Annotated in this window: 8 protein-coding genes; 7 read left to right on the forward strand and 1 reads right to left on the reverse strand. The window is 47.8% G+C overall.

The window, feature by feature from the left end; genetic code table 11:
* The first annotated feature begins 83 nt into the window (after positions 1-83).
* The 7 genes from N836_RS44170 to N836_RS44200 all read left to right on the forward strand — a co-directional run bounded on the left by N836_RS44170 (position 84) and on the right by N836_RS44200 (position 12659).
* Positions 84-449: a response regulator transcription factor gene (locus N836_RS44170; protein ID WP_023071014.1), complete on the forward strand. Its 366-nt coding sequence runs from the start codon at positions 84-86 to the stop codon at positions 447-449.
* 32 nt (positions 450-481) lie between these two features.
* A complete protein-coding gene (locus tag N836_RS44175) occupies positions 482-1012 on the forward strand; it encodes a CheW domain-containing protein (RefSeq protein ID WP_023071015.1) in 531 nt (176 codons plus the stop codon).
* 50 nt (positions 1013-1062) lie between these two features.
* Complete coding sequence (locus N836_RS44180; RefSeq protein WP_023071016.1) at positions 1063-3969, forward strand: methyl-accepting chemotaxis protein; 2907 nt, start codon at positions 1063-1065, stop codon at positions 3967-3969.
* A 61-nt stretch (positions 3970-4030) separates the two neighbouring features.
* Positions 4031-9199, forward strand: coding sequence for a hybrid sensor histidine kinase/response regulator (locus N836_RS44185; protein WP_023071017.1), 5169 nt, complete (start codon positions 4031-4033; stop codon positions 9197-9199).
* A gap of 113 nt (positions 9200-9312) precedes the next feature.
* The gene (gene glcD / locus N836_RS44190; RefSeq protein ID WP_023071018.1) at positions 9313-10797 is read left to right on the forward strand and encodes a glycolate oxidase subunit GlcD; all 1485 of its coding nucleotides are present in this window, start codon (positions 9313-9315) and stop codon (positions 10795-10797) included.
* A 337-nt stretch (positions 10798-11134) separates the two neighbouring features.
* Entirely contained in the window at positions 11135-11782 is a 648-nt protein-coding gene (locus N836_RS44195) for a type IV pilin-like G/H family protein (RefSeq protein WP_023071019.1), read from the forward strand.
* A 103-nt stretch (positions 11783-11885) separates the two neighbouring features.
* Complete coding sequence (locus tag N836_RS44200; RefSeq protein ID WP_023071020.1) at positions 11886-12659, forward strand: hypothetical protein; 774 nt, start codon at positions 11886-11888, stop codon at positions 12657-12659.
* A 25-nt stretch (positions 12660-12684) separates the two neighbouring features.
* Here the strand turns inward: N836_RS44200 and N836_RS44205 are convergent, their stop codons facing one another.
* The gene (locus tag N836_RS44205) at positions 12685-15258 is read right to left on the reverse strand and encodes an O-antigen ligase family protein (protein ID WP_023071021.1); all 2574 of its coding nucleotides are present in this window, start codon (positions 15256-15258) and stop codon (positions 12685-12687) included.
* Between the last annotated feature and the right edge of the window lie 3 nt (positions 15259-15261).

Consider the following 15261-nt stretch of genomic DNA (forward strand, 5'->3'; position numbering starts at 1 on the left):
CTGGTCAACTAGCTATTTCCCCTAGAGGGGCATAATGGGTTGAATCAAGATATGAACCGGTCTTAAACGGCGAAATTCAGGTTATGAGTACGGTTTTAGTGGTAGAAGACAGTGTTGCCCAACGAGAAATGATTATTGACTTATTAAAGGGTAATGGTCTGAAAGTAACCGTCGCTAGCGACGGCGTTGAAGCATTAGCTCATATCCAAGGAGATTTGCCCGATTTAGTCGTTTTAGACATTGTTATGCCGCGGATGAATGGGTACGAAGTCTGTAGACGAATTAAGTCTGATCCAGCCACTCAAAATCTGCCTGTTGTACTGTGTTCGTCTAAAGGCGAAGAATTTGATCGTTATTGGGGGATGAAACAAGGGGCTGATGCTTACATCGCCAAGCCATTTCAGCCAACTGAGCTTGTAGGTACAGTCAAACAGCTGCTACGCGATTGAGATGCCGATGATTTTTGAGGTTATAGGAGCCGATGGTAGGTAATCCAGACTTTCAAACCGGAATAGGGCAAGATCAAGACCCTGAGCTACAGAAAATTGAAACGCCCGATGGTGAACTTCATCTGCGCTTTTATGTGGGGTCCGATGATGAATTTGCCCTACCTGCTATTGGTATTCGACGAATTATTGAAAATCCTCCCGATCGGATTACGCCGGTTCCTAATGTGTCGCCTCTGCTACTTGGCACACTAAATGAACAAGGGCGAGTTATTTGGGTGGCTGATCTGGGGCAATTTCTGGGATATCCTCAGCCAATGAACACTGACAGGGCAGAAATTCCAGTAATTGCTGTCGAACATCAAGGGACTATGTTAGGCTTAGCCGTTAATCAGATAGTTGGTACAGATTGGCTAGATGCAGAGCGCATGAAAATATCCCGTGACTACTCTGATACGATGGCACCTTTTCTTAAGGGTGAGTGGATACTAAATGCGGATACAGAACGTTCATTACGTCTTCTAGATCACGTAGCAATACTGCGTTCAGCGCGTTGGGTAGCTTAGGTTCACTGGTTTGACAAGATGGAGATGTTTAGACTGGCAGGAGAATACAGATGGCATCGGGTATAGATTACGCTCAAACGTATCAAGCTGCGGAGCGTGCATACATGCAGGGCAGCTATGAGCAGGCTGCTGACATTATTGAGCAACTGGCGGAAAACTACCCGAGCGACCCAAATGTGCTCCTGCTTAAGGGTCACATCTATTGCTACGGGCTCAGTGCATACGATGTAGCACGTACTCAGTACAAATCTGTCCTTGACTTAACTTCCGACCCTGAATTCATAAACTATGCCAATAATGGCCTCACCTACGCAGAGCAAATGGATGTTGGCCAGGTGCAGGCAGAGGAGAATGGCATGGAGGAAATTACTGCAGATGGTTTATTCGACTCCATAGAACTCTACGGTGATATGGGAGAAGAAGGTGATGATTTAAGTGCTGGGCTAGATTTATCGTTTGAAGATGCCGATGGTGCTAGCCTTCAAAATGAATCACCAGCAGATCCTCCTACTGACTTAAGCGCAGGCGAGCCCGAAATACTGGCCAGTGGCGATAGCTATGATCTGGCTACCGAGGCTCTAGCTGATCCCTTTAGTGCCGCTGCAGATTATGAAAGTACATCTAGCGATCAAGAGCTAGGTCTAGATGACTTAGATGATACTGACGATCCATTTTCCATCAGTGACTTATCAGTGGGTGGCGACCTGGGGAATGCTGAGCTGCTAGATCCTTTTGCGGACAGTAGTTTGGAGGGGTTGATCGAGTCCTCCGAGGAAGAGGAAGAGGATATTACCCTTGACAATACTGTTCGGGATACTGCCGGTGTGCAGCAGGATTTATCTCAATTTGATCAAGACGACTTTGAAGAAGCTTTTCCATCTGCCCCATCTTCTCCAGATGATTTTGCTGACTTTCCAGATGTGGACGATTTTCTGGAGGCAGACAGTCTGCCAGGAATTGACACCCCAGCAGCTGATTTGAGCCTAGATGCTGGATCAGACTTACTAGAGGATCCTGAAGATAAGACCCTCTTTATGATGGAGCCTGAAGCAGATGAGCAGACTCAGAGTTTGCCTTCAGGAGACTTCCAAGATTTTGATGAAGCCTCAACACTCCCAGGCATCGAGATTGTCAACGACGAGCTGGTTGACGATGAAATCGGTGAGCAGACTTTTCCAGGCGTTGACACGATGGAGGGTTTGGAAAGCCAGCAGGGAGGTGATATTGATTTCCTTGACGAGTTTGATGAGTTTGATGATTTAGGCAGTTTGCCAGAATTTGATCTTTCCGAAGGGGGTTCTACTGAGTTTACAGAGCCAGTAGCAACTTCTGAGGGCATGTTTTCTGATGCTCCAATGACCCATGGTGGCTCTGGATTTAGCTTGGTAGAAGATGATGATCAGGCCATTATTGGGGATGATGATATCTTTAGCATCGAAACCGCTGATCAGCTGCCGTCCTTTACCCAGGGTGATGAATCGCCTGCCGTTGTCCCTGAGGTGCAAGATGAGGGGGCCTTAGCTTGGTTAAACAATGCTCCTCTGGCCACCAAACGCTTGATTATGGCTGGATTAGCTGGTTTGGTCTCTGTGGTTGCGGTTGCTGGGGTGAGTTCGGCTACTTTAGGTGGGCTATCCGATGATATTTCTCAAAGCGATCGCACTTTAATTGCTCGGATACGTCCTGCCGTTATGGGCAGTGCAGCTGGCATTGCTAGCTTTTTAACAGTATTGGGATTAGGCACTTTAATTGATCGCCAGGCCAAGCGATCCATCGAAAATTTACAACAGCAGTTTGATCTGGTCTCTCAAGGTGATTTAAATGCCCGAGCCACCGCCTACTCGAGCGATGACTTAGGACAGTTAGCCACAGGATTTAATCAAATGGCTCGGGTGATTCTAACCACTACGAGCGAAGCCCAGCGTAAAGCCCAGGAACAAGAGCAAGCCAAAGAAGACTTACAGCGGCAGGTAATCCGACTGTTGGACGATGTAGAAGGCGCTGCTCGTGGTGATTTAACCGTACAGGCAGAAGTAACCGCTGACGTATTAGGCGCGGTCGCCGATTCATTTAACTTAACAATTCAAAATTTGCGAGAGATTGTACAACAGGTAAGTGACGCCGCTCTCCAGGTTACTAAGAGTTCCTCTGACAATGAAATGTTTGCCCGCAGCCTATCAGCAGATGCCCTGCGGCAGGCTGAGGAGTTAGCAGTCACCCTCAATTCTGTACAGGTGATGACCGAATCGATTCAGCGAGTAGCCGACAGTGCACGGGAAGCTGAAGAAGTTGCTCGCTCCGCATCGGCCACCGCTTTACGCGGGGGTGAGGCAGTAGAACGCACGGTGGCTGGCATCCTAGAGATTCGTGAGACAGTGGCTGAAACCACTCGTAAGGTTAAGCGTTTAGCTGAATCCTCCCAAGAAATTTCCAAAATTGTCGCCCTAATTTCTCAGATTGCGTCTCGAACCAACCTGCTCGCCTTAAACGCTAGTATTGAGGCTGCCCGTGCTGGAGAAGCAGGCCGTGGCTTTGCCATTGTGGCCGATGAAGTTCGACAGCTAGCTGACCGCGCTGCTAAGGCATCAAAAGAAATTGAGCAAATCGTTTTACAGATTCAAGGTGAGACCAGCGGTGTGATGACGGCTATGGAAGAAGGCACACAGCAGGTCATTGAGGGGACACGATTAGCAGAACAGGCAAAACGCTCTCTAGAGGATATTATTCAAGTATCTAATCGTATTGATGTACTGGTTCGTTCCATTACCGCTGATACGGTTGAACAAACCGAAACATCACGAGCCGTTGCTCAGGTGATGCAGTCGGTTGAGTTAACGGCCCAAGAGACGTCCCAAGAGTCTCAGCGGGTGTCAGCTTCTCTGCAAAATCTAGTGGGTGTGGCTCGCGATCTATTGACATCAGTAGAGCGCTTTAAGGTAGAGAGTGAGAAAAAGTAGTCTGTTGTCGCGTACAGCAGGACTGGCCTAATTTTCGATTTCATCTAGGGAGACGAGGGTGATGGTGCCTGAGCAACAACAGCGTATATTGGGCTACTTCATTGAAGAAGCCAAGGATCATCTCAATACCATTGAGCAAGGTTTGCTCAATCTTCAGGCAACCATTAGAAATCCTGAAATGGCCAATGAGGTGTTTCGAGCTGCTCACTCTGTCAAAGGTGGGGCTGCGATGTTGGGCATTGAAAGCATGCAGCGCACTTCCCACCGGCTAGAAGATTATTTTAAGCTACTCAAAGAAGCTCCGATCCAGGTTGATCTTTCCCTAGAATCGATGTTTCTGCAGGTGTTTGATGCCCTGCAAGAACTGCTTGAACAACTGCAAGGTCCGTTTGGCCTGACTGACGACAAAGAGCAGGGCATTATGGCTGCAGTAGAGCCAGTATTCCAGCAACTGCAGGAACATTTAGATCAGCTCGTTGCAGAAGCAGATGCCAATGGCCCTAGTGAAACTACGATGGCTCCTGCACCAGCAGTTGCTTCCTCGCCTCGATTGGTTGAAGAAAGTGCGTTGAAGCTTGTGTTTAGCAGTGATGTGTCAGCAGCTTTACGGGAAATGCTGGTTCGTTTTAAGCAAACAGATACCGACGCTAGCCGCACTGCCTTAGAGGGCTGTTGCCGATTACTGGAACGATTTGGTGAGCAATTTAATTTGCCAACCTGGATGAATTTGGTCAAACATGCTCGCTGGGCAGTGTGTGATCTCAACAATGATTATCGTACCTTAGCCCCGGTACTCATTAAGGAAATCAAAAAAGCACAAGACTTGGTTTTAGCTGGGCAGGAACCTGCGATCTCCATTTCCGAAACATTGCAATCACTAGCAGCCCAGGGAGATCCAACTGATACCACTGATGATCTAGATAGTCTGTTTGCCAGCGATGAATCAAGCAGTTCTTCTGCTCTCGACGATCTTGAAACCCTGGCCACCCTTGAACCCAGCCATAACACTGACAGCACCGATCCATCAGCCAATAGCAGCGAGGGCATATCTCTAGATGAACTCCTCAATGATGCCGCCATATCGCCCTCTGGTCCAGAAGTTGGAGCCGCTGAACTCACTAGTTTGGCCGATCTCTTTGAAGCTGGCGGGGACACCCTCGACAGCGACTGGCAAGAAGAAGAGATTCCCCTTAACGAAGGCACTCCCCCCGAAGAATCCATCGATATCGACATTGCTCCTGACTTTGAAGATTTACTCAACGATGGCGCATCAGACCTAGAAAGCAGCACTAATGATTTTGAATCAGGCAACGAACTAGCCGATCTCTTTGGCGATACAGACACCACGGAAACTACCGATAGCCTTGACAGCCTTGACACTGAACTCGGTAATCTGAACGGTCAAACGACTGCGCCAAATGCTATGGAAACTAGCCAGTCTGATAGTTCTGACACCTCTATTGACGGATTGTTTGATGGTATGGACGCTGCTGATAATGTGGCTGACGTTGATGATTTATTCAGTGATCTCAACACATCAGCTGCATCCGATCTCGACAGCGAGTTAGACAATCTAATAGAGCAAACAGACACCCTAGACAGTATTGATGCTTCATCCTCTGAAACCCTTGATACTTCAGTAGACGATTTATTCGATGACGTTGCAGCCACTGAAACCCTTGATGCTTCAGTAGACGATTTATTCGATGACGTTGCAGCCACTGACAGCATATCTGATGAAAACGCTGAGGTTGATGATCTTTTTAGTGGCTTAGACACCTCTGACACAAAGGGAGCAGACGACCTGTTGTCCCTGTCGCATGAGCTGGATAATCTCAACGAACTGACATCCTCAGAAAACACTGATAGTGATAATGATGTATCAACAACTGACAACACGTCTGAGGTTGATGCTCTCTTGAGTGGTCTGAACACATCTGAAGCAGAAGGAACAGACGAGCTATTAGCTTTATCTGATGACTTGGACCTGAATAACCTTGACGACCAGACATCCTCAGAAAATGCTAACAGCGATGAGCTAATAGCCACAGAGCTTGATTTAGATTTTGAGAGCCCTGCCGCCACCATTACTTCTGAGCTAGACGATATGCTCGCAGACGATCCAGAGGAGAGTAGCCTCCCCTCAGACTCTACCGATAGCTTCTTTATGGAGACAGACGAGGCTGCCGCCGCTGGTACAGAATCACAAAACTCAGAGTTTGATGCGTTCTTCTCTATAGATGACTCACCTGCAAAGTCTTCGGACGCAGAAGAACTGGATTCACTAAGCGACGATCTCTGGACAACAGACAGAAAAGCAACTGCAGCAACAACATCACCAAGCCTCCCAGAGGATCTATCCGGGGACATTTGGGCTGAATCCAGCCAGACAGAGGGCACTACTGATCTAAATACCCATGATTTAGATAACGATATCGCTGCATTGACAGAAGAGCCCGCTACAAATTCCGATGATTTAGACTTGGAAGATGTATGGGCATCCGTAGAGGACCTTAGCCTGGAGGATATAGCATCCGCCTCAGAAGCCCAATCGGAGACTGCTGCTACCGCTGAAATATCCCCACCTGCTGAAGAAGATTTAGCATTAGACCAGCTATTGGGCGATGATGCCCTCGCTAATGTTGATGCTGATAATGATTTAGAGAGTTTGTTTGGCGATAGTGAGCCCTCCGCTGAGCCCGAACTGTCCTTAGATATTGAGCCTATGGAGCTAGACAGCTTAGCTGAGCTGGATATCAGTTTGTCGGACCCCAGTTTGAATGGAAACTTAGACAGCGAGCCCAACCAAAACGACACCAGCACAACGCCAGATATCCTGAGTGAGCCGCCAGCCAGTGCTGTTGACTTTGATCTGTTTGATCTAGAAGACGATGGTATCGTTACAGGATTTGTTACTGACGACAACATAACGGACGGTACCGAAGCATCTACTCCCCCTGTTAGTGAGTTGTTCAGTGATCCTGAGCCCCCCGCGGAGAGTCAAGCCTCAGAATCGCTGGATGAATTACTTTCAGAAACTACTGAAGTCACCACACCTCCAGTAGTCGACACCAGTGATGAATTTGGTGAGCTAGAAGCTCTCATAGAAACTCCAGATACAGCAGCAGCTAGCTCCATGGCTGCAGCTTCAGCTTCATCAGACCTGGATGATGAATTTGGTGATTTAGAAGCGTTACTGCAAGATACTGATAAAACCTTAGCAACAACAGCGGCTAGCAGCGCTAAGGCCTATCGACCCATATCTAATCGCTTATCTGCGCGTCGCATGCTGGCCGATCAAACCATGCGCGTATCGGTCAGTCATCTAGATAATCTCAGCAATCTGGTAGGAGAGTTAGTCGTTAATCGTAACACCCTGGAGCAAGATCAAGAACGTCTGCGCCAATTTTTAGAGAATCTACTGTTCCAAGTGCAGCAGCTAAATGATGTGGGCCAACGCATGCGTGATCTCTATGAACGTTCTCTGCTGGAAAGCTCGTTAATTTCTAGCCGCCAGTCCTATCACATGGCAGCGGCAGGAACTACGACAGAAGGAAACGAGGATCACGCCACTGGTGAATCCTTCGACGCCTTGGAAATGGATAGATTCACCGGGTTCCACACGCTTTCTCAGGAAATGATTGAACTGATTGTGCGTGTCCGCGAGTCAGCGTCTGATATTGCTTATACTGTTGAATCATCTGACCAAGTTACCCGACAATTTAGACAAGTTACCAATCAGCTCCAAGAAGGGTTGAACAAGGCACGTATGGTGCCATTTACCCAAGCGGCATCACGGTTGCCCCGAGCAGTTCGAGATATTTCCCTCAAGTGTGGTAAGGAAGCACGGCTCATCGTAGAAGGCCGCGATATTCTAATTGACAAAATGATCTTAGAGCAGCTCTACGATCCTATGACTCACCTAGTGAACAATGCCATCACCCACGGCATTGAAACCCCTGAGGAAAGACGTAGAGCTGGCAAAACACCGGAAGGGTTAATTACTGTACGTGCGTTTTATCAAGGCAACCAAACAGTTATCTCCGTTGGTGATGATGGAGCTGGTATTGATCCCAATATTGTTAAACAAAAGGCTCTGCAAAAAAGGCTAATTTCCCAGGCCGAAGCTCAGACAATGACAGTGTTAGATGTCTACGACCTACTATTTCATCCTGGATTTAGTACACGAGATCAGGCTGATGACTTTGCTGGACGAGGGTTTGGCATGGATGTGGTAAGGACATCCTTGGCGGATATTCGCGGTAATATCACCATCGATTCTGAACTGGGGCGCGGCACTAACTTCACCATTCGTCTACCCCTGACCTTGAGTATTTCTAAGGCACTCAGCTGCATTAGTAATCAAGCGCGAATTGCTTTCCCGATGGACGGTGTCGAAGATATGTTCGACGTATCGCGGGAACGTATTCAGAAAAACAATGAAGGCCAGGATTGCATCCTCTGGCGCGACACCCTATTGCCGTTCCAAAACTTATCTGATCTACTGTCCTTTAATCGCACTCTGGGTCGAGGGCGCGTTTATGGCGGTAACCAGGATGAGAATATGATTTCCATCGTTGTGTTACGCAGCGCCAATAGCTTTATCGCTTTAGAAGTTGATCAGGTGATGGGTGAACAGGAGATTGTGATCAAACAGCTAGAAGGCCCCGTGCCTAAACCTACGGGTATTGCTGGAGCAACCGTCTTAGGGGATGGACGGGTGATGCCTATTGCCGACGTACTGGAGCTGATTGATCTGGCGATGGGTCGGGTACGTCGTGAACCGAATGCTGCACTGTGGGCTCAGGCTGAGGAAGCTCCTCCTGAGGAACCAGCTAAGGTGAAATCTGAACCTACTGTGTTAATCGTGGATGATTCGATCACGGTCCGTGAGCTGTTATCGATGAGTTTTAACAAAGTGGGCTACCGGGTTGAACAGGCTCGAGATGGTCAAGAAGCCTGGGAAAAATTACGGTCTGGCCTGCCTTGCGATTTGGTCTTCTGTGATATTGAGATGCCGCGCATGGATGGCTTAGAGCTATTATCACGGCTACAAAAAGACAGTGGATTACAGCAAATCCCCATTGCGATGTTGACCTCAAGGGGAGCTGATAGACATCGACAAATGGCGGTCGATCTAGGCGCTAGTGGTTACTTTACTAAACCCTACTTGGAAGAAGCCTTGCTCGATGCAGCCAATAAGATGCTTCATGGAGAAAGATTGGTATAGGACAGGGGATGCTCATCGCTTCAAATCCAGGTAAGTCAATTTCTTAAAACGAGCAGTGTTGAATGACTGGCTGCGTTAGGATCAGGTATACCTAACGTGATTGGCGATAAGACATGACTTTTGGGGTAGCACTAAATCATCCAGCAACTAAACAGCGGAACTGGCAGCCAATTGTTCAAGAGTTTGTCAAGGAGCTGGGTGATAATCAGGTAGTTTGTCGCAAAGAGGAACTCCTGGTTTATGAGTGCGATGGGCTTACTAGCTATCGGCAGCGGCCTGCTGTAGTTGTTCTCCCTAGAACTACTGAAGAAGTAGCTGCCGCAGTAAAGATTTGCGATCGCAATCAAGTCCCTTTCGTCACCCGTGGTGCAGGTACAGGTCTATCCGGCGGGGCCCTCCCCATTGAAGACAGCGTGCTGATCGTCACCGCCTGTATGCGGCAAATTCTCGACATCGACTATGACAATCAGCGTGTGGTAGTACAACCCGGTGTCATCAACAACTGGGTTACACAAGCTGTCAGCGGTGCCGGTTTTTACTATGCTCCTGACCCATCAAGCCAGTCCGTCTGCTCCATCGGCGGCAACATCGCTGAAAATTCCGGCGGTGTCCACTGTCTTAAATATGGCGTCACCACTAACCACGTTCTCGGTCTCAAGCTAGTTTTGCCCAATGGCGATATCGTCGAGGTTGGCGGCATGCCTGAACTTCCAGGTTATGACCTCACCGGAGTTTTTGTCGGCTCCGAAGGCACCCTGGGAATCGCTACCGAGATTACCCTACGAATTCTAAAATCACCGGAAAGCGCCCAAACCCTGCTGGCCGACTTTAACAATGTTGAAGCCGCCGGTAAAAGCGTTTCCGACATTATCAGTGCAGGCATCATTCCAGCCGGAATGGAAATGATGGATAACTTTAGCATCAATGCTGTCGAAGAAGTGGTTGCCTTAGACTGCTATCCTCGCGATGCAACGGCCATTTTGCTGGTCGAGGTTGATGGCTCCCCGGCAGATGTTGAGGCCAGTGCTCAGAAAGTGCAAGAAATCATGCGGCAAAATGGAGCCAGGCAGGTCACTATTGCCACCACACCCGAAAAGCGCTTACGCCTATGGAAAGGACGTAAAGCCGCCTTTGCCGCCATGGGCAAACTCAGCCCTGACTACTACGTTCAGGATGGCGTTATTCCAAGGGCTCAGCTCCCCCATGTACTCAACGAAATTGAAGCATTAGGGAAAAAATACGGCTATCGCATTGCCAATGTTTTCCACGCTGGCGATGGCAATTTGCACCCCTTAATTTTGTACAACAACGCCGTCCCCGGTCAGCTCGAAACCGTAGAAACCCTCGGAGGTGAAATCCTCAAGCTATGTGTCGACGCTGGCGGCAGTATCTCCGGCGAACATGGCATCGGGGCTGATAAACGCTGTTATATGCCCCAAATGTTTACCCCAGCCGACTTAGACACGATGCAATGGGTCCGTCAAGCTATTAATACTCAAGGACTGGCTAACCCGACCAAATTATTTCCCACACCTAAAACCTGCGGGGAAGCGGCAGTAACCCCGATCAAACAGTTTGACACCGTAGAGCGGTTTTAAGACTTTAAACCAATTTAAGTCAATCGAAAGCACAAGGGGAAATAGTGCGATTCACTCCCCATGCAAACATTCCTACCCGCTAATCAAATTAAGCACTCAGCAACCAAGTATGTCAGTATTTTTACGTAGACATAACCAGTGCTACTGGTACCAATTCTGTACATTAGCTGATAGGTCTGTCCCCATAGACGGGTAGGTTATAGAAGTAGCGCGAATCAAGTTATTTCAGAGCTTTTCAGGTTTTCAACCAAAGTGATAAGAGATCTGAATTCCATGGGTAGCTTTAAAGCTGTGAGCTAGACGCTACATCCCAAACCTCAAGGAGACACCTTACATAATGAAAACGACTCTACGTGCCAAGCTACTGCAGCACCTAGCCAGCAAGAAGAAAGCTGACGAAGGCTTTACCCTCATCGAGCTGCTGGTAGTAATCATCATCATCGGTATCCTGGCTGCTATTGCTCTACCTTCCTTCCTGAACCAAGCCAACCGTGCTCGCCAAACTGAAGCCGTCACTAACATCGGTGCTATTAACCGTGGTCAGCAGGCCTATGTCCTTGATGAAGCTAATTTTTCCAGATACATTGGTGGTTTAGGAGTTGGTATCCGAGTGGAGTCAGACAACTATGAGTTTGGCGACGATCCAGATGCCGCTGCTGCAAATGTTGGACAGATCCTGGGGCTTGCTGCCGATGGTACCATTGCTTTTAATGATGGTTTAGGGGGTGATCCTGATGATGTTCAATATCAATCCGGTGCATTAACTTATGCTGCTCCAGTGGCAGGTAGAGAAATCCAGCTTAGGGGATATGCTGGTGCTACTTATCTTTTAACTGAGACAGGCACGCAAGAGGTTACTTCAACTACTCTCCTCTGTGAAGAAGATCAGGCAGGCCAGCTTCCTCAAGATCAGCCGACCTTTACAGTTGATCCCGATGGATTAGTAACGGATACTGACTGCGGTCCTGCAGCTACAGAACAGTAGAGATTATTGATTCTTTAAAGGAGACATTCAGGATCAAAATCTCCTGAATGTCTCAGTAGTATCTATTGCAGTAGGCGCTCAGATATTTAACGGCTAGCTACAAATGTCTCCAACTAGATCTGTAGTCTTCTTATTGTTGTCGGTTGTCGGTATTACTACGATACAGCTCTTCTTCTACAAAGATCTAGATAACAATAGCGACGATACTACACTGATCAACAAATGGAATGAGAATCTTTTTGAACAGCAGCTAGTTCTCTCAAATTCTTTACCAAAATTTGGATATGAGAATCTCTATGCTGGCTGGCAATTTTTAAGATTTTTACAGTATTTTGGTGACTCTAGTCTTCGTAAGAAAACAGGTTACGGTCTGAGCACTCATTATTTTGAAAGTATTGTTGACAATGATCCATTATTTGAAGAGTCTTATATTTTCTTAGTCAATACTCTTTCTATGTATCTTGGTGCGCCGGAAGAGTCGATACGACTGTTGGAGAAGGGACTGGAACATATGGGCCCTGCCCTGCCGCCTCGCTCTTATTTTATTTGGCGACATAAGGCAACGGATGAATTGCTATTTCTCGGAGATACACAAGCTGCTAAGAAGTCCCATGAGATGGCAGCTGATTGGGCTGAACGTTCTCCTGATGAAGAGGGTGATTTTGTCGCGGCTCTCTCCCGTAAAACAATAGAGTTCTTAGAGACAGACCCTAGCAGTAGACCCGCACAGATCGGCGCGTGGTCAGATGTTTTGCTGAGAGCCACAGATGAGGCTATTCGACAAAGAGCAGCTGCTAATATCGAAGCCTTAGGTGGCACCATCCTTGTTAATGACAATGGTCAGGTTACAGTACGCTACAAAAGAGATGAGGAGTAGGCTGCCTACTGGGCAACTACAAGCATTATGCGCTGCTGAGTTTAAGTTGAGAGAGAAGGGTCTGTCGTTTGGGCTGTAGGCTGCTTTCAAGCTCTGGAAAAAAGCTTGGTGCAGCGAATAAATCTTCAAGGGTATTGGCAACAGGTTGATTCACCATGCGTGGCGCATAGTCTACTGGAAAAGGACCGTCAATATGGCGATAAAGGGCACCAAATCCAACCCGCCGACTACGTGGCTGCTCTATCAAACCACTATTTTTGAGCCAGTCATCAAAAGTAGTGGCTTCATTCATCGTGTTTACAAACTGATCAACTTGTTCTGGTGTGGGTAGCGCTACATTGAATTGTGGCAAGTCATTACGCGGTTTGATTAAGGTCTGCTCCAACAAAGTACGCCGCTGTTCAGGTGACAACCAGGCCAAGATAGTCTGTCTACCCATAATCTCATCAGGCAATGCTTCTACAGTTAGACTTTCTTCCTGGCTCAATTGCAATAAAGCCTGCCCTGTAGGAAAGTCAGTCCAACTTTGTGCTGCCGCTGTGTAGTCTCCTTGCCACCATTGCAATGCGCCCTGTTGCTGCTGCAGATATGTTCTGAGCCTAACTCCAATCTCCGGAAACGTAAGTAGCTCAGCATATTGTTTTTCTAGTTCACTAAAAACAGTCTCCTTAGCTTCAGCTAATTCTCCTAAGTTCCAAATAGGACTGGTAAGCTGCAATGGAAAACGCAGCAGTTCCAAAACCAATGCATCGGTGGCCAAGACAGACTGTTCATTACGCAATAGGGCAACTCCTAACCCTAGAAAAACTCCACGCTTGACTGGTACCAATTCAGCAGATTTTGCAAAAGCTGCAACTGCTTCACTAGGATTCTGCTGACTCAATAACCAGCCCACATTAGAGCGACCAAATTCTTGATAAGGGGCAATGTCATTGGCTATTTCAAACCAGCGAATCGATTCATTGCTCAGGGCTTCACGGGATGCTCCATTCGTTTGAAAACTAAAGTCTCCTAAGGCCCAGGCCAACATAGAGGGATAGTAAGGCTCCCAAGGAGCGAGCTGGTGGGATTGAGTCAGGGCTTGCTCAAAGCGATCAAAGTTACCCTGATTGAGCTGGTCAAAGCCTTGTTTTGATATAGCCCAGGCACGATGGATAGGAATTAACCAGAGGTTGACAACTACAACACATCCTAATCCCAACCCCATACAGATTCTGGAAAATCTTAGTTGCTCGGGGGTAGCTGTAGATATCGAGAGATTGTTAGGCGCAAAAACAGTCGCAAGGACAACGAGATAGACCACCAGCAATCCGCTAATGGCTGGGGTATCCAGCTGATAATCGGTTAGCCCCATCAGACCATAGGCAAATAGCCCAGCTACCAGACTCCAGACCAAGCTCGGTGATACAAATGAAGTTACTGGCTGCTGAGTCCAACGCCAAGTTAGCCAAACTAACAACCCAACCAGGCTGACTAAAGCGGCGATGCCCCATAAACCTAATTCTGCCCACAGCTGCGCTGGAGTGCTGTGAAGTTGAAAATGTAACTCCGCTTCACGACCAGCCCAGTAGGGGCGGTATTTTTGAAAAAGCTGTAGTACGCTGCCAGCACCAGCACCAGTAAATATATGCTCTAGACCTATATGCCAACCAATAACATTGGTAATGGCCCGATATCCCAGTTCACTATTGCTGGTTCTACCTTGCAACAGAGCTAATAGCGGTTGTCGAACACGGCTGTTGCCTAACGTAGCTGCTAATAAGAGACATAGTAAAAGTCCCCCAGCAGGAAGCACTAGTCGACGGGGTAACTGACTACGAAATAGGATAATGATGAGCGCGATCGCAACCGTCATTACCAAAGCCAGCAACCCGCCCCGAGAACTGGCCGTATACAGATCCACCAGCCCCAAACAACAGCCACCGCCCCACAACCAACGCTGCCAGCCGCGATCATGTATAGCCAACCCCAATAGTAGCGGCAAAATCAAAACCAAGTATCCTGCTACATAGTTTTGATGGCCCAGAGGATACCAATTACGCAGACTAGTGACACCAAAATCAAACTGTTGGGAAACACCGTAGGGTTCTAAAGCAGACAGCCTTTCCAGTTCCGGAAAGTAGGTCTGAAATAACCAAAGACCCAGACTAACTAAAATAAACGCAATGCCAAGAACAGCTTGAAATTTGAGTAGTTGAACCACCTGTTTCGATGTTCTTAACCACCCAGACAAAGCATAGAGGGCCGCAATACCGCCTAACGCTGCCCATGAGTACCAGCGAGCCTGGTTGGGGAACTCCGAGAACAGCGTAGATAGTAGTAAACCTAAAATTAACAAAGCTATGGGCCAGTCTAATCCTGAGCCTAATTTAAACTGACCCAGGGGTTTAAACCACATTTGCCATAGCAACCAAATAATGGGCAACAACAAGGTTACCTGCCATACCGCCACCCAGGGCCAAGACACCATCAGAGAATGGCTGCTGGGTAACAACGTAAACAAACTGTAGAAGCCAATGGTCAACAGACCAATTAGATTGCCATCTGCTGTTCGCGATAGAAAACCTGACGATGTAAGTGACTCTGGTGAAGTAGACATGCA

The organism is Leptolyngbya sp. Heron Island J (assembly GCF_000482245.1).
Lineage (GTDB): Bacteria > Cyanobacteriota > Cyanobacteriia > Phormidesmidales > Phormidesmidaceae > Leptothoe.

What these genes read in the sequence shown, in the direction of transcription:
- glcD (WP_023071018.1), top strand. Translation starts at nt 9,313, where the DNA reads ATGACTTTTGGGGTAGCACTAAATCATCCAGCAACTAAACAGCGGAAC.
- N836_RS44170 (WP_023071014.1), top strand. Translation starts at nt 84, where the DNA reads ATGAGTACGGTTTTAGTGGTAGAAGACAGTGTTGCCCAACGAGAAATG.
- N836_RS44175 (WP_023071015.1), top strand. Translation starts at nt 482, where the DNA reads ATGGTAGGTAATCCAGACTTTCAAACCGGAATAGGGCAAGATCAAGAC.
- N836_RS44195 (WP_023071019.1), top strand. Translation starts at nt 11,135, where the DNA reads ATGAAAACGACTCTACGTGCCAAGCTACTGCAGCACCTAGCCAGCAAG.
- N836_RS44180 (WP_023071016.1), top strand. Translation starts at nt 1,063, where the DNA reads ATGGCATCGGGTATAGATTACGCTCAAACGTATCAAGCTGCGGAGCGT.
- N836_RS44185 (WP_023071017.1), top strand. Translation starts at nt 4,031, where the DNA reads ATGGTGCCTGAGCAACAACAGCGTATATTGGGCTACTTCATTGAAGAA.
- N836_RS44205 (WP_023071021.1), bottom strand. Translation starts at nt 15,258, where the DNA reads ATGTCTACTTCACCAGAGTCACTTACATCGTCAGGTTTTCTATCGCGA.
- N836_RS44200 (WP_023071020.1), top strand. Translation starts at nt 11,886, where the DNA reads ATGTCTCCAACTAGATCTGTAGTCTTCTTATTGTTGTCGGTTGTCGGT.